Origin of the sequence: Streptomyces sudanensis (assembly GCF_023614315.1) — a bacterium.
Lineage (GTDB): Bacteria > Actinomycetota > Actinomycetes > Streptomycetales > Streptomycetaceae > Streptomyces > Streptomyces sudanensis.
This window is the reverse complement of the sequence record NZ_CP095474.1, coordinates 3,070,366-3,085,958: the sequence shown is the minus strand read 5'-3', so window position 1 is coordinate 3,085,958 and position 15,593 is coordinate 3,070,366. Positions and strand designations below refer to the sequence as shown.

General features: G+C 73.0%; 14 protein-coding genes and 2 pseudogenes. 10 read left to right on the top strand and 6 right to left on the bottom strand.

All coding sequences use genetic code 11. From position 1 onward, the window contains the following. Positions 1-45: 45 nt before the first annotated feature. Positions 46-492: an ATP-binding protein gene (locus MW084_RS14330; RefSeq protein WP_029553224.1), complete on the bottom strand. Its 447-nt coding sequence runs from the start codon at positions 490-492 to the stop codon at positions 46-48. A 213-nt stretch (positions 493-705) separates the two neighbouring features. On the opposite strand from MW084_RS14330, the gene MW084_RS14325 reads away from it, so the two are divergent. The 10 genes and pseudogenes from MW084_RS14325 (at position 706) to MW084_RS14280 (ending at position 10,438) form a co-directional block, all read left to right on the top strand. Beyond that, positions 706-1,458 carry a hypothetical protein gene (locus MW084_RS14325; protein WP_010467912.1) on the top strand — a complete coding sequence of 251 codons (753 nt, stop codon included), beginning with the start codon at positions 706-708 and terminating at the stop codon, positions 1,456-1,458. 199 nt (positions 1,459-1,657) lie between these two features. Next, positions 1,658-2,359 carry a YcnI family copper-binding membrane protein gene (locus MW084_RS14320; RefSeq protein ID WP_010467910.1) on the top strand — a complete coding sequence of 234 codons (702 nt, stop codon included), beginning with the start codon at positions 1,658-1,660 and terminating at the stop codon, positions 2,357-2,359. 39 nt (positions 2,360-2,398) lie between these two features. Then, positions 2,399-3,097 carry an SCO family protein gene (locus tag MW084_RS14315; RefSeq protein ID WP_010467908.1) on the top strand — a complete coding sequence of 233 codons (699 nt, stop codon included), beginning with the start codon at positions 2,399-2,401 and terminating at the stop codon, positions 3,095-3,097. After that, positions 3,094-3,624, top strand: a complete 531-nt coding sequence (locus MW084_RS14310; RefSeq protein ID WP_010467907.1) for a copper chaperone PCu(A)C — start codon at positions 3,094-3,096, stop codon at positions 3,622-3,624. Before MW084_RS14315 ends, MW084_RS14310 begins: the two co-directional genes overlap by 4 nt. A gap of 56 nt (positions 3,625-3,680) precedes the next feature. After that, positions 3,681-4,328: pseudogene (locus MW084_RS14305) on the top strand (copper resistance CopC family protein); the annotation flags it as partial. Between the two features lie 2 nt (positions 4,329-4,330). After that, positions 4,331-5,604: pseudogene (locus MW084_RS14300) on the top strand (CopD family protein); the annotation flags it as partial. Positions 5,605-5,610: 6 nt separating this feature from the next. Next, on the top strand, positions 5,611-6,849 hold the full coding sequence (gene efeB / locus MW084_RS14295) for an iron uptake transporter deferrochelatase/peroxidase subunit (protein WP_010467903.1): 1,239 nt from the start codon (positions 5,611-5,613) through the stop codon (positions 6,847-6,849). 82 nt (positions 6,850-6,931) lie between these two features. Further along, complete coding sequence (gene pheA, locus MW084_RS14290; protein ID WP_010467900.1) at positions 6,932-7,870, top strand: prephenate dehydratase; 939 nt, start codon at positions 6,932-6,934, stop codon at positions 7,868-7,870. Between the two features lie 487 nt (positions 7,871-8,357). Beyond that, the gene (gene serS / locus MW084_RS14285) at positions 8,358-9,635 is read left to right on the top strand and encodes a serine--tRNA ligase (RefSeq protein ID WP_010467898.1); all 1,278 of its coding nucleotides are present in this window, start codon (positions 8,358-8,360) and stop codon (positions 9,633-9,635) included. Further along, a complete protein-coding gene (locus MW084_RS14280) occupies positions 9,632-10,438 on the top strand; it encodes an HAD family hydrolase (protein ID WP_010467896.1) in 807 nt (268 codons plus the stop codon). The genes serS and MW084_RS14280 overlap by 4 nt, the downstream gene beginning before the upstream one ends. Before the next feature lie 78 nt (positions 10,439-10,516). On the opposite strand, the gene lpdA is transcribed toward MW084_RS14280, so the two are convergent. The 5 genes from lpdA to MW084_RS14255 form a co-directional block, all read right to left on the bottom strand. Further along, a complete protein-coding gene (lpdA, locus tag MW084_RS14275) occupies positions 10,517-11,920 on the bottom strand; it encodes a dihydrolipoyl dehydrogenase (protein ID WP_010467894.1) in 1,404 nt (467 codons plus the stop codon). Between the two features lie 122 nt (positions 11,921-12,042). After that, positions 12,043-12,765 (bottom strand): ABC transporter permease, encoded by a 723-nt coding sequence (locus tag MW084_RS14270; RefSeq protein WP_010467892.1) that lies wholly within the window; start codon positions 12,763-12,765, stop codon positions 12,043-12,045. Positions 12,766-12,780: 15 nt separating this feature from the next. Next, the gene (locus tag MW084_RS14265; RefSeq protein ID WP_010467891.1) at positions 12,781-13,692 is read right to left on the bottom strand and encodes an ABC transporter ATP-binding protein; all 912 of its coding nucleotides are present in this window, start codon (positions 13,690-13,692) and stop codon (positions 12,781-12,783) included. Further along, positions 13,689-14,567 carry an ABC transporter permease gene (locus MW084_RS14260; protein WP_010467889.1) on the bottom strand — a complete coding sequence of 293 codons (879 nt, stop codon included), beginning with the start codon at positions 14,565-14,567 and terminating at the stop codon, positions 13,689-13,691. Before MW084_RS14260 ends, MW084_RS14265 begins: the two co-directional genes overlap by 4 nt. After that, positions 14,564-15,532 (bottom strand): ABC transporter ATP-binding protein, encoded by a 969-nt coding sequence (locus tag MW084_RS14255; RefSeq protein ID WP_010467887.1) that lies wholly within the window; start codon positions 15,530-15,532, stop codon positions 14,564-14,566. Before MW084_RS14255 ends, MW084_RS14260 begins: the two co-directional genes overlap by 4 nt. Positions 15,533-15,593 lie beyond the last annotated feature (61 nt).

Genomic DNA, 15,593 nt, shown 5'->3' with positions numbered 1-15,593 from the left:
TCACGTGAAACGGCCCGGTGTTTCACGTGAAACGCCGGGCCGGACTCAGGTCGTCAGCGCCAGAGGCGCGTCCGCTCGCCACTTCACGTTCTTGTCGAAGGACACGACGGCGCCGCCCCGCCCCGCCCGGTTCCCGAAGTGGACATGATCGGCGAGTTCCTCGATCAGACGCAGGCCGCGTCCGCTCTCGGCGTCGGCGGGCACCGGTTCCGGAGTGATGACGCAGACCGGTTCCTGGGGAAAGCCGGGGCCGAAGTCGGCCACTTCGATGCGGCACTTCTCGCCGTCCAGGTAGGCCGTCACCCGGAACTCGGCGGATCCTTCTCCGGCGTGCTCCACCGCATTGGCACAGGCTTCGCCGAGTGCCAGCGAAAGGTCGTAGGAGGTGTCCGGATCGACTCCGGCGGTCTCCATGGTGCCGAGCAGGAGCCGCCGGGCGAGCGGAACGCTCGCAGCCTCGCGCCGCAAATGGAGAGACCACCAGATGCTCATGCTCCAGCCTCCTGGCTGCGGCTCGACGTACCGTTACGTATTGCCCCGTATGCGACATATAAGCGCCGCGCCGACGCCTGATCCCTCGATCAGTGGACCCGTTTGCTCCGGACGCCCGGGCACCGGAGTCCCCTTTCGGGACACCGGCACCAAAGAAGACGTACCGGACCTGCCGTCGGGGCCGCCGGACCCTGGTGGGATGATGGCCCGGCCATGTCCTCCCCCCTGTCACGACTGCTGAGGACCGCGGTGTTCACCGCGGTCTGCGTCGTGCTGTCCGCGGTGGGGCACTCCCTCGCCTCGGGCTCGGCCGTTCCCTGGTGGGCGCTGGGCACCGGCTTCGCCGGCATCCTCGTCCTCGCCCTTCCGCTCTGCGGGCGCGAACGCTCGCTGCCGGTGATCACGGCGGCTCTGACAGGCGGGCAGCTGGCCCTCCACGCGGTCTTCGGCATCGGGCAGGGACACGCCGCCCGTGCCGGCGGGCCCGCGGACGACGCACTGATCCGGGCCGCGGCCCGGCTGGTCTGCGGCGACGGAGCAACGGAGCGGATCACTCCCGAAGAGGCGCACCGGATCCTGACGACAGCGGGTCTCGATCCGGCGGCCGCCGGTCCGCTGCCCGCCCCCCTGGATCCGCCGATCCTGCCGAGCCTGTCGATGGTCCTGGCGCACCTGCTGGCGGCGCTTCCCGTCGGCTGGCTGCTGCGCCGCGGCGACCTGGCGCTGCTGCGGCTCCACCGGCTGGCCGAAGCCACGGCCCGGGGCGCCGTCGAGGCCGCCGAGGAGACGCTCGTACGGGCGCTTCGTGCGGCCCTGCTCCTCGTACGGGCGCTGTTCGCCGGGATGCCGCCGCTCGCGGCGGGGCTCCGGGCGGCGCGAGCCGGGGAAGACGACCCGCCGGCCCCGGCGGGCGTGACACTCCAGCACACGGTGGTCAGGCGCGGCCCCCCGCTCGTCCCGGCCTGATCCGGTCCGGCTTTCCCGGCCCCTGCTCCGAGGCACCCGTGACGGCGTGCCCCGGCCCGGCCCTCTCGGCGCACCCGGTCCTCGGCGTGCCCGGCGGGTCGGGCGACGCCCGCGGGGAGGTGTGTCCGCGACCGGACCGACGCCACCGCGCCCGTGCGCGCGGCGCCCTCACGTCCTTCCCCCCGTGGAGTGTTCCGACATGAACGTCACCCGTCCGTCCTCGCGTCTCGCCCTCGTCGGCGGTGCCGCCCTCTCGTCCGTCCTGCTGCTCTCCCCCGCCGCCCACGCCCATGTGACCGTCCAGCCGCAGGGCGAAGCCGCCAAGGGCGGCTACGCGACGGTCAACTTCAAGGTCCCCAACGAGCGGGACGGCGCCTCCACCGTGAAGCTGGAGGTCACGCTGGACCGGGACCACCCGCTGGCGTCCGTGATGCCGCAGCCCGTCCCCGGCTGGACCGTCAAGGTCGAGAAGACCAGGCTCGCCACCCCGCTGGACCTGCACGGCAAGAAGATCACCGAGGCCCCTTCCAAGATCACCTGGACGGCGAGCGGTTCGAAGATCGAGCCCGGCCAGTTCCAGCAGTTCCCGGTGTCGCTCGGCCGCCTGCCCGAGAACACCGACCGGCTCGTCTTCAAGGCCCTCCAGACGTACGACAACAAGGAGGTCGTGCGCTGGATCGAGGAACCGCGGGGAACCGAGCCCGACTCCCCCGCGCCCGTCCTCGAACTCACCTCCGCCGAGGACGGCGAGACGGGCGGCGAGACGGACGGTGAGGCGGAGACCGCGGCGGCCTCCACCGACACGAGCGACACCACCGCCCGGGTCCTCGGCGCCGTCGGCATCCTGGTCGGAGCCGTGGGCATCGCCTACGGCGCCCTGGCCCGCCGCCGTTCCGCCTGAGCCCCGACGACCACCCCTACCGATGTGAGAGAACACGTGATGCGCGACATCCTCGACACCACGCGCCCCCGTCGCACGGCCCGGCGCACCCGGTCGGCCGCCGCGGCACTCGCCGCCGCGGCGGCCCTCGCCCTGTCCGCGTGCGGCACCGGCCCGGCCGCGAGCGGCGGCCCCGTCGCCGACGTGTCGGTGGCACCGGACGCGGGAAAGCCCGGCACGGTGCTGGACCGCCCGTTCGAGAAGCCCGACCTCGTCCTCACGGACACCACCGGCAAGCCGTACGACCTGCGGGAGCGCACCAAGGGCAGGCCGACCCTGGTCTACTTCGGCTACACGCACTGCCCCGACGTGTGCCCGCTGACCATGAGCAACCTCGCCGAGGCGATGAAACGGCTGCCCGCGGCCGACCGCGACAAGCTGGAGGTCGTCTTCGTCACCACCGACCCCGAGCGCGACACCCCCGCCGAACTCGCCAAGTGGCTGCCGTCCGCGGGCGCCCCCGACTTCGTCGGCCTCAGCGGCGAGTTCTCCAAGATCCAGGCCGGCGCCCGCCGGCTCGGCATCGGCATCGACCCGCCGTCCAAGGACAAGGACGGGAAGGTCGTCTCCATGCACGGTGCGCAGGTGATGGCCTTCTCTCCGAAGACCGACCGCGGCTACGTCGTCTACGGCGAGAACACCACCGCCGAGCAGTACGCCGAGGACCTGCCGGAACTCATCCGCGGGGAGAAGCCGTGACCCGCACCGCGGCGCTCTCCACCGCGTTCGCGCTCCTGGCCGGCCTGGTGCTGGGCGGCTGCTCCTCCGCCGGTCCGGCGGACGGCGAGCCGCGCCCAGAGGTCCGCGGAGCCTTCGTCCCGGAGCCGGTGAACACCGACATGGCGGCCGGCTTCCTCACCGTCACCAACACCGGCGACGCCGGTGACACGCTCACGTCCGTCACCAGCGACCTCTCCGACGACGTGCAGATGCACGAGACGAAGGACCGCAGGATGCGGCAGGTCGACTCCTTCGACCTGCCCGCACACGGCGAGCTGAGGCTGGAACGCGGCGGCGACCACCTGATGTTCATGGGGTTGAAGCGCCTTCCCAAGCAGGGCGACAAGATCAAGGTCGAGCTGCGCTTCGAGAAGTCCGGCCCGATCGAGGTCGAGGTCCCGGTGGAGGACAGGACCCACGATCCCCGGCACCCCGGCGAGCACGCGCCGCACGGCGGACACGGCCGCCCGCACCCGTCGCGGCAGCACGACGGCACACGGCACTGAGCGACGAGGACCCCCCATGACGGCCAACGCCCCCNCACCCCGGAGCCGTGCGCCCGGTGCCCCGTCCGCCGGTCCGGCGGAGGGGGCACCGGGTCCTGGCCCTGCTGCTGCTCGCCGCGGTGCTGTTCGGCACCGGGGCCGGCACGGCGTCGGCGCACTCCGTGCTGACCGGCAGCGACCCGGCGGACGGGGCGGTGGTCGCCACCGCGCCGCAGCGCGTGACGCTCACCTTCTCCGAGCAGGTCGCCCTCGGCGACGACGACATCCGCGTGCTCGAACCGGGCGGCAGGCGCGCCGACGGCGGGGAACTGCGCGACCTGTGCGACGGCTCGGTCGTCAGGTACGGCGTGGATCTGCGCGACGACCTGCCGGAAGGCACGTACACCGTGGCGTGGCAGGCCGTTTCGGCGGACAGCCACCCGATCTCCGGGGCGTTCAGCTTCTCCATCGGCAGGCCGTCCGAGACGAAGGTCGTCCTGCCCCGGCAGGAGACGGGGGGCGGGCCCGTCGGCCTGCTGTACGACGTGGGGCGGTACGTGTCGTACGCGGGTTTCGTCGTGCTGGTGGGCGGTTCCGCGTTCGTCCTCGTCTGCTGGCCGCGCGGCGCGTCCGCGCGGCCGGTGCGGCGGTTCGTCGGGTACGGCTGGGCGGCGTTCACCGCGGCCACCCTGGCGCTGCTGGTGCTGCGCGGGCCGTACACCGGGNNCGGGGGGGCCGGGCGACGCCCTCGACCCCGGTGTCCTGCGGGAGGTGCTGGGCACCGGGACCGGTGCCGCGCTCGTCTCGCGGTTGCTGCTCGCCGGGGTGGCGGGGCTGCTCCTCGCGGTGCTCTTCGGGCCGTACGCGCGGCGCGGAGGGCCGGGCGCACGGCGGGCCGCGGCGATCGTCCCGGTGGCCGCCGGAACGGTCGTCGCGGCCGGGGCCGCCGGTACCTGGGCCCTGTCGGAGCACGCGTCGACCGGGGTGCAGACCTGGCTCGCCATGCCGCTGGACGTGCTGCACCTGCTCGCCGTCGCGGGCTGGCTGGGCGGCCTGGCGACGCTGGCCGTCGCGCTGTACCGGGAGCCGTCCGTCGACCGCGCCGCCGTCCACCGGTACTCGCGGCTGGCGTTCGGCTGCGTGGTGGTGCTGGCGGCGACCGGGCTGTACCAGTCGTGGCGGCAGGTCGGCACGTGGACGGCGCTGACCGGCACCGCGTACGGGCGGCTGCTGCTGGTGAAGGTGGGGCTCGTCGTGGTCCTGCTGGGCCTCGGCCTGGCTTCCCGGCGCTGGACGCGGCGGCTCGCGGAGGCGGCGGACGTCCCGGCGGACGTCCCGGCGGACGCGGAGGACGACGGCACCGGGCGGGACGGGGCGGACACGGCACGGGACGCGGCGGACACGGCTCCCCGCGGCGACGTCGATCCGGTACGCGCGGCTCAGCTCGCGCGGCAGCGGGCCGCCGTCGCCGTCGCCCGCCGGCGACGCGCGCGCGACGCCGACCCGGCGCGGGCCGGTCTGCGACGTTCCGTACTCACCGAGACGGCCGTCGTCGTGGTGCTCCTCGGGGTGACCACCGCCCTCACCACGACCGAACCGGGCCGCGCCCAGGAGCGGGCCGACCGGATGCGGGCCGCCACCGCGACCGCCGTGCCGGACCGGCCGGTCGACATCGGCCTGCCCTTCGACACCGGCGGCCGAGGCGGCACCGGCACCGTGCGGCTGGTCCTCGACCCCGGCCGGTCGGGGGGCAACACGCTCCGGATCGCCGTCGACGGTCCGGACGGGCGGCCGCGCGACGTGGCCGAGCTGAAGGTGTCGTTCACCCTCGACGCGCAGGGCATCGGGCCGCTGCCGGCCGTGCTCGACCGGGACGCCGCGGGCCGGTGGACAGCCCGCCCGGTGCGGCTCCCGATGCCGGGGGAGTGGCGCATCCGGGTGACGGTGCGGACGTCCGACATCGACCAGACCACCATCGAAGAGAACGTGAAGATCGGTTGAATCGACATGAGTGACGACCTGGAGATCTCTAGGCGCCGGCTCCTCGGCACCGTGGGCGCCGCCGGGGCGGCGGGGCTCGCGCTCGGCGCGGCCGGCGGCGCGGCCGGGTACGCGGCCCTCGACGACGGCGACGGCGGGCCGGCGCTGACGGCGGTGGGCTCGGCGCGGGTGCCGTTCCGCGGCGCCCACCAGGCGGGGATCGTGCAGCCGCCGCAGGCGCGCGGTCACCTGGTGGCGTTCGACCTGGCGCCGGGCTCGGGGCGCAAGGAGGCCGCCGCGCTGATGCGCCGGTGGTCGGCGGCGGCCGAACTGCTGATGGCGGGCGAACCGGCGGGCGACACCGACGGCGGGGTGGCGCGGGACGCGGGCCCGTGCTCCCTGACGGTCACGTTCGGGTTCGGCGCCTCCTTCTTCGACCGCACGGGGCTGGCGGCGCGGCGTCCGGAGCAGTTGGAACCGCTGCCGGTGTTCTCGTCCGACCGTCTGGACCCGAAGCGGTCCGGCGGCGACCTGTGGGTGCAGATCGGCGCCGACGACGCGCTGGTCGCGTTCCACGCGCTGCGCACCGTCCAGCGGGAGGCGGGCGCGGCGGCGAGGGTGCGCTGGCAGATGAACGGCTTCAACCGCTCTCCCGGCGCGACCGCGCGCCCCATGACGACCCGCAACCTGATGGGGCAGGTCGACGGCACGGGCAACCCGAAGCCGGCCGACCCCGGCTTCGCCGGGCACGTCTTCGTCGCCCCCGGTGGGGCCCAGCCGTGGATGGCCGGCGGCTCCTACGCGGTGGTGCGGCGGATCCGGATGCTGCTCGACGACTGGGAGAAGCTCCCGCTGAAGGACCAGGAGGCGGTGATCGGCCGGCGCAAGTCCGACGGCGCCCCGCTCACGGGCGGCACGGAGACAACGGAGCCGGACCTGGACAGGCGCGGCCCGGACGGCAGCCCGGTGATCCCGGCCGACGCCCACGCGCGGATCTCGGCACCGGAGCAGAACGGCGGCGCGACGATGCTGCGCCGCCCGTTCTCGTACCACGACGGGATCGGCCCGGACGGGACGCCGGACGCGGGCCTGTTGTTCGTCTGCTGGCAGGCGGACCCGTGGAAGGCGTTCGTGCCGGTGCAGCGGAAGCTGGACCGGGGCGACGCCCTGTCCCCGTTCATCCGGCACGAGTCGAGCGCCCTCTTCGCGGTGCCCGGGGGTCCGGCGGACGGGGAGTACGTGGGGCAGCGGCTGCTGGAGGCGTGACGGCGCGCGGCCGGTACGGCGGCGGGACTCCTTGACCGGAAGCACCGGCGGGAGGCAGGCCGGGCGCACTAGGGTGACCGGCATGTCGGCCACGCGATTCACCTACCTCGGCCCCGAGGGGACCTTCACCGAGGCGGCCCTGCGCACGCTGCCGGAGGCCGCGACGCGCGAGCTGGTGCCGATGGTGTCGGTGCCGGCCGCCCTGGACGCCGTGCGGAACGGGGAGGCCGCCGGCGCGCTCGTGCCGATCGAGAACTCGGTGGAGGGCGGGGTCACCGTCACCCTCGACGAGCTGGCGTCGGGCCGGCCGCTGGTGATCCACCGCGAGGTGCTGCTGCCCATCGCGTTCGCCCTGCTGGTACGGCCGGGCACGAAACCCGCCGACATCAGGACGGTGACCGGTCACCCGGTGGCGCAGCCGCAGGTGCGGAACTGGCTGCGCGCCCATCTGCCGGAGGCGGTGTGGGAGTCGGCCGCGTCGAACGCGGACGGCGCCCGGCTGGTGCGGGAGGGCCGGTACGACGCGGCGTTCGCCGGGGAGTTCGCGGCGGCGACGTACGGGCTGGAGGCGCTGTTCACGGAGATCCACGACGCGGAGAACGCCGAGACCCGGTTCGTGCTGGTGGGCCGGCCGGCACGGCCGGCGGCGCCGACGGGCGCGGACAAGACGTCGATGGTGATCTGGCTCCGGGACGACCACCCGGGCGCCCTGCTGGAGCTCCTCCAGGAGTTCGCGGTGCGCGGCGTCAACCTGATGCTGATCCAGTCGCGTCCCACGGGCGCGGGAATCGGCAACTACTGCTTCGCGGTGGACGCCGAGGGGCACATCGCGGACCGGCGGGTGGGCGAGGCGCTGATGGGGCTGAAGCGGATCTGCCCGAAGGTGCGCTTCCTGGGCTCGTACCCGCGGGCGGGCGTGGCGGCCGGCGAGGTGCGGCCCCCTCGGCCCGGTACGTCGGACGCCGACTTCACCGCGGCGGCGGACTGGCTGGCGCGCTGCCAGGACGGCCGGGGCGACTGAGGTGTCCCCACGCCGTCCGAGTTATCCACAGGGAAGGGGGGCGTCCTGGGGACAAGTCGACACCTCGCCTCTTCTCCACTCTCACCAAAAGTGGACGAAATTGATTGATCCGGTCACAAGCTCCATCACCCCCCACGGATCACTTCACCCTCTCCCGTCACCCAAATTCCGTCGATCAACCCCTTAGAGGGAAGAGCTCCCACCCGAAAGGGGCTCCGAAGAGGGTTTGAGCAGGAGCAACCGGCCCGATACCGCCCGTCGGAGAGGTCGATCGCGAAGTCCACACCCTTTCCACACAGCCTGTGGATAACTTTTCCTCACTCGACCATCTCTGTGGACAAGCCGCGCACCCGAAGCCGTCTTTGCCGGCGAATCCACATTTTCCATCGACATCGTGAACAAGACCGGCGAACAGGGTGGAAAGATCCGTTCACGGAGGGGCGGTACTCGTTGGGGTCCGAGCGGTGCGCACCGGTAGCCTGGAGGGGTGATCGACCTTCGCCTGCTCCGTGAGGACCCCGACCGTGTCCGCGCCTCCCAGCGCGCCCGTGGAGAGGACGTCGACCTCGTCGACGCCCTGCTCTCCGCCGACGAGCGGCGCAGGTCGTCCGGCGTCCGCTTCGACGAACTCCGCTCCGAGCAGAAGTCGCTCGGCAAGCTCATCCCCAAGGCCTCCCCCGAGGAGCGTGCCGAACTGCTCAAGCGGGCCGAGCAGCTCAAGGCCGACGTCAAGGCGGCCGACGCCGAGCAGCACGAGGCCGAGGAGGAGGCCCGGCACCTGCTGCTCCGACTCGGCAACCTCGTCCACCCGGACGTCCCGGTCGGCGGCGAGGAGGACTTCGTCGTCCTGGAGACGCACGGCACGATCCGCGACTTCGCCGCCGAGGGCTTCGAGCCGAAGGACCACCTGGAGCTCGGCGAGGCGCTGGGCGCCATCGACGTCGAGCGCGGCGCGAAGGTCTCCGGCTCGCGCTTCTACTACCTGACGGGCGTCGGCGCGCTGCTGGAGCTGGCCCTGGTCAACGCCGCGATCGCGCAGGCCACCGAGGCCGGCTTCGTCCCGATGCTCACGCCGGCGCTGGTCCGCCCGCGCGCCATGGAGGGGACCGGCTTCCTCGGCCAGGCGGCGGAGAACGTGTACCACCTGGAGAAGGACGACTTCTACCTGGTCGGCACGTCCGAAGTGCCCCTCGCCGCGTACCACATGGACGAGATCCTCGACGCCGACAAGCTGCCGCTGCGGTACGCCGGGTTCTCCCCCTGCTACCGCCGCGAGGCCGGCACGTACGGCAAGGACACCCGCGGCATCTTCCGCGTCCACCAGTTCGACAAGGTCGAGATGTTCTGCTACGTCGCCCCGGAGGACGCCGAGGCCGAGCACCGGCGGCTGCTGGAGTGGGAGAAGCAGTGGCTGACCGCGCTGGAGCTGCCGTTCCAGGTGATCGACGTGGCCAGCGGCGACCTGGGCGCGTCCGCCTCGCGCAAGTACGACTGCGAGGCGTGGATCCCGACGCAGGGCAAGTACCGCGAGCTGACCTCCGCGTCGAACTGCGACGGCTTCCAGGCCCGCCGCCTGTCCGTGCGCATGCGTGACGGCAACAGGGTCCAGCCGCTCGCGACGCTCAACGGCACGCTGTGCGCCGTCCCGCGCACGATCGTGGCGATCCTGGAGAACCACCAGCTGGCCGACGGCTCGGTCCGCGTGCCGGAGGTCCTGCGGCCGTACCTCGGCGGACGGGAGCTGCTGGAGCCCGTGGCCACGTGAGCCCCTTCCCCTACCGGCTCGTCGCGACGGACCTCGACGGGACGCTGCTGCGTCCCGACGAGACCGTGTCGCAGCGCACCCGCGACGCGCTCGCCGCCGTCACCGCGGCGGGCGCCGCGCACATCGTGGTCACCGGCCGCTCCGTGTCCTGGACCCGCCACATCCTCGACGACCTGGGCTACCGGGGTCTCGCGGTGTGCGGCCAGGGCGCGCAGGTCTACCACGCGGGCGAGCACCGGCTGCTGACGTCGGTGACGCTGGACCGGCGGCTGGCGGCGCTCGCCCTGGCGAAGCTGGAGGCCGAGATCGGCCCGCCCGCGCTGGCCGCCGCCCGCGACGGCCTGGACGGCGAGATGCTGGTCGGTGCGGGCTACCGGCTCCGGAGCGGTTCGCTGCCGTGCCTGCCCCTGGAGGACCCGGCGGACCTGTGGTCGGCGCCGCTGAACAAGGTGTACGTCCAGCACCCCGACCTGGACGACGACGCCCTGGCGGCCACCGCGCGCCGGGTGATCGGCGACCTCGTGGACGTCGTCGTGGCGGGCGCGGGCATAGTCGAGATCCTGCCGCTGGGCCTCAGCAAGGCGACCGGTCTCTCCCTGGCGGCCCGCCGGCTGGGCGTGACGGCGGCGGACACCATCGCGTTCGGCGACATGCCCAACGACATCCCCATGTTCGCCTGGGCCCGGCACGGCGTCGCCATGGGCAACGCCCACGACGCGCTGAAGGCCGTGGCCGACGAGGTCACCGCGGCCAACGACGCGGACGGCATCGCCGTGGCCCTGGAGCGGCTGCTCCCCCGCTGAGCCCGGACCCGGACCGGGGTCCGGACCCGGGCCGGTCCCCGGACGGGGAGGCCGCCCGGGGACCGGCGCGAAGGGCGTTCAGAGGTTGATCATGTGTCCGGCGAGGCCGTGCACGGCGTCCTTCACCGCCTCGCTCAGCGTCGGGTGGGCGTGCACGTTGCGCGCCACCTCGTGGACCGTGAGGTCCCACCGCTGGGCCAGCGTCAGCTCGGGCAGCAGCTCCGTGACGTCGGGGCCGATCATGTGGGCGCCGATGATCTCGCCGTACTTCGCGTCGCTGATCAGCTTCACGAAGCCCGTCGAGTACCCGAGGCCGTGCGCCTTGCCGTTCGCGGTGAAGGGGAACTTGACGACCTTGACGTCGAAGCCCTTCTCCCGCGCCTGCTTCTCCGTCCAGCCGAAGCTGGCGATCTGCGGCTGGCAGTACGTCGCGCGCGGGATCATCGGGTAGTCGAGCTCCATCGTCTCGGCGCCCGCGATCGTCTCGGCGGCCACGATGCCCATCGACTCCGCGGTGTGCGCCAGCATGAGCTTCGCGGTGACGTCGCCGATGGCGTGGATGTGCGGAACCGAGGTGCGGCAGCGGCCGTCCACGTCGATGGCGCCGCGCTCCGTGAGCCGTACGCCCGTCGCCTCCAGGCCGTAGCCCGTGACGTTCGGCACGAAGCCGATCGCCTGCAGGACCTTGTCGGCCTCCAGCACCCGCTGCGCGCCGTCCTTGCCCGTGACCGTGACGCGGACCTGCGGGCCCGACTCGTCGATCGTCTCCACGCGCGTGGAGGTCAGGACGTCGATGCCCAGCTTGCGGTACTGCCTGGCGAGCTCCGCCGAGACGTCCTCGTCCTCCAGCGGCGCCAGCCGGTCCAGGAACTCGACGATCGTGACCTTCACGCCGTAGTTGCGCATCACGTACGCGAACTCGATGCCGATCGCGCCGGCGCCCGCGATGACGACGGAGCCCGGCAGGTCCTCGTCGAGGATGAGCTCCTCGTAGGTGACCACGCGGTCGCTGAGGCGCGTGCCGGGCAGCAGGCGCGTGGAGGCGCCGGTCGCGATGATGCAGTGGTCGAACGAGATCGTGGTGGTCGAGCCGTCCGCCCCGGCCACCCGCAGGGTGTTCGCGTCGAGGAACGTGCCCCGGCCCGTGAACTCGGTGATCTTGTTCTTCTTCATTAGGTAGTGGACGCCCTTGACCCGGCCCTCCGCGACCCGGCGGCTGCGCCGGATCGCCTCGCCGTAGTCGAAGGAGACCCGGCCCTCGACCCGGATGCCGAACGTCTCCGCCTCCTGGGTGAAGACGTGCGCCAGTTCGGCGTTGCGCAGCAGCGCCTTGGTCGGGATGCAGCCGACGTTCAGGCACACGCCGCCCCAGTACTTCTCCTCGACCACCGCGACGCGCTTGCCCAGCTGGGCCGCGCGGATCGCGGCGACGTAGCCGCCGGGGCCTGCTCCGAGCACGACGACGTCGAAGCGTTCTGACATGACTTGCTCCCAGGGTGTGAGTGCGGGTCGTGCGGGCCGGTGGCGCCCGCGGCCCACAGTAATCCCGCCCGGCCCGCACGACCCGCNNTCNCGNNCNGNCCCCNGGAGGCCCCGGCGGGCCCCTACTCCTCGCCCGCCAGGGTGAGGGTCCGCAGCTTCCGCCCGGCGAACCAGGTGGCGGCGACGGTCACCGCGGCCAGCAGGGCCGCCGCGACCGGCAGCGTCACCTCGGAGGAGACGAGCCCCTCGCCGCGGGTCACCTCGTCGGCGACCGCGAGGGCCCACTGCTGGACGCTCAGCGTGCGCACTCCGGAGACGAGGGTGCCGAACAGGTTCTCCCAGACCAGCGTGTACACGAGGCCCAGGACGACGGCGTGCCGGCTGACCGTCCCGAGCAGGAGGAACAGGGCGCTGTAGGCGATCGAGGAGACCAGCGCGGCGACGGTGTACGCGACCGCGACCTGCTGGCCGTTGCCGTTGAGGACCAGGCCGGCGACCAGGGTCGGGACGGCCGAGAAGACCATGGTCACGGCGACGGCGACCACCAGCTTGGTGAAGACGATCGTGGAGCGCTTCACCGGCTTGGCGAGGAGGTAGACGACCGAGCCGTCGTCGATCTCCGGCCCGATCGCGCCCGTGCCCGCGATGACCGCGATCAGCGGCACCATCACGGCCAGTGCGAACCCGCCGAGCAGGTCGGCGGCGATCTGGTCGTCGGCGCCCTGGAAGAAGCGGACGGCCGCCGAGATGACGATCAGCAGGACGGGGAGGGTGAACAGGACGGCGGCGCGGCGGCGGCCGAGCAGGCCCCGGTAGGTGAGCCGGGCGACTGTGGGGTGGTACATGGTCGAGGGCTCCCTTCAGGCCGCGACGAGGTAGGAGAAGACCGACTCGAGGGACTCGTCCGAGGGCGAGACCGTCAGCAGCCGGATGGAGTGCTCGCGGGCCACCCGCGGCAGCAGCTCCGTGAAGCGGCCGAAGTCCACCGCCTGCACGCGCAGGACGCCCTCGCGCACGTCCACCTCGATGCCGGCGGTCGACGGGTCGGCGATGAGCGCGGCGGCCAGGGCCCGGTCGTCGCTGGAGCGCACCAGGTAGCGGTGCGGGCGGTCGGTCATCAGGCGGCGGATGCGGCGGAAGTCGCCGCTGGCCGCGTGCCGTCCGGCGACGACGACCTCGATGTGGGAGGCGAGCTGCTCGACCTCCTCCAGGATGTGCGACGAGAACAGGACCGTCCGGCCGTCCGCGCCCATCCGCCGCAGCAGGTCCATCAGCTGCATGCGCTGGCGCGGGTCCATGCCGTTGAACGGCTCGTCCAGGAGGAGGACGGAAGGCTCGTGGACGAGGGCGGAGGCCATCTTCACGCGCTGCCGCATGCCCTTGCTGTACGTGCCGATCTTCCGGTCCTGCGCGTACTCCATCTCCACGGTGGCGAGCGCCCGCCGCGCCTCCGCCTCGCCGAGGCCGTGCAGCTCGGCGTTGGCCACGACGAACTCGCGGCCGGTGAGGAAGTCGTACATCGCCTCCCGCTCCGGCACGACGCCGATGTGGCGGTAGACGGACTCGTTGCGCCAGACGGGTCGCCCGTCGAGGGTGACGGCGCCGGTCGAGGGGGCGAGGAAGCCGCCCATCATGTTGATCAGGGTGGACTTCCCGGCGCCGTTCGGGCCGAGGAGGCCGGTCACGCCGGGGCCGACGGTCATCGTGACGTCGTTGACGGCGACGACGTTCCCGAACCAGCGGGACACGCGGTCGATGTGGAGGGTGGTCACAGCCCGACCTTTCGGTAGCGGCGCATCAGCACGGCGTACGAGCCGGCGACGAGCGCGAGGACGACCAGCAGGTAGACCGCGCCGACGGCGGCGCCGGGGCCCTCCCCGCCGGGGAAGGAGGTGGAGGCGCCGAGGAAGGCGGTCTGCACGCCGTCGACGAGGGTGGTCGGAGAGAACAGGCCCAGCCAGACCACGGCGTCCGGGTTCCCGGTGCCCCAGGCGATGGCCTGGACGGTGGTGACCGCGCCGTACGAGACGGACAGCACCGCGATCACGGCGGCGACGCCGAAGCCGCGGCGGGGCGTCAGGGCGGCCAGCACCAGGCCCACCCCGCCGAAGAGGAGGGACATCAGCGCCACGGACACCATCCCCTGTGCGAAGTCCTCCGTCTGGTCGGCGAAGTCCATCTTCGCCAGCAGCGACCCCGCGTAGAGGACGAGCAGCGGCGACGCGGTCAGGACGAACAGCGCGGACGCCATCGCGCCGTACTTGGCGAGGACGTAGTCGACGCGCTCGATGGGGCGGGAGAAGTACAGCGGGACGCTCCGGAAGCGCAGGTCGCGCGAGACGGACTGCGGCGCCTGGGAGGCCACGTACAGGGCGATCACCAGCTGCATGAAGATCGGGTAGCTCGTGTAGTCGACGCTCAGGGAGCGGGACTTCATCGTGATGGCGATCGCGACGACGATCAGCGCCGGCACGCACATCACGCCGAACAGGAGCACCGGCAGCACCTTCGACCTGGCGCTGCGGCCGAGCCCGTACGCCCCGCGCAGGGACTGGACGTACAGGGACCTGCGGGCGTAGGCGCGGCCGAGGCGGGGGCCCTCGTACGCGCGGTACCCGATGTCGTGGATCCGGGTCTCGGTACTCACCGGGACTGCACCTCCGGGGACTGGCCGGCCGCCGGGTCGGGGCGGAACACCTCGGCTATGTGGTGGCGGCGCTGCTCCATGCGGACGAGGCCGAGCCCCAGTCCGGCGACGGTGTCGCGCACGATGTCGTGGGTCTCCTCGCCGGCGGCCTCCAGCAGCAGGACGTGGCCCGCGCCGGGCAGGCCGTCCTCCACGCCCGCGTGGAGCGCGACCCCGGCGGCGGCGAGCGCCGCGCGCAGGGCCGCCGTGCCGTCGGGGTGGGCGTCGGAGTCGGTGACCTCCACGGCGAGGGTGGTGGTGGCCTGCGTGAAGTCGCTGGTGGAGCTGGAGCGCAGGAGGCGGCCGCCGTCGATGACGACGACGTGGTCGCAGGTCCGCTCCAACTCGCCGAGCAGGTGCGAGGTGACCAGCACCGAGATGCCGAAGTCCGTCCAGATGCGGCGGATCAGGCCCAGCATCTCGTCCCGGCCGACCGGGTCGAGACCGTTCGTCGGCTCGTCGAGGAGGACCAGCCGGGGGTCGTGGACCAGCGCCTGGGCGAGCTTCACGCGCTGCTTCATGCCGGTCGAGTAGCCCCCCATGGGGCGGTACCGCTCCTCGTACAGGCCGACGTGGCGCAGCGTGTCGGCGGTGCGCTCGCGGGCGGCGGTGGGCGGGAGCCCCGACATGCGGGCCATGTGGACGACGAACTCGGTGGCCGAGACGTCCGGCGGCAGGCAGTCGTGCTCCGGCATGTAGCCGACGCGCTCGCGTACGGCGGGGCCCTCCGTCGCCACGTCGAGGCCGAGGACCTCGGCGCGGCCCTCGGTGGCGGGGGACAGCCCCAGCAGGATCTTGATCATCGTGGACTTGCCGGCTCCGTTGGCACCCACAAGTCCGGTCACACCGGGCCCGATGTCCAGGGAGAGCCGGTCGAGGGCGGTCACCCGGGGGAACCGCTTGCTGAGGCTTTCGGTGGCGATCACAGTCACGTTCCGACCGTAGGGGCGGGCGCCGCGGACCGCGTCAGCCCTGACGGCTGGATTC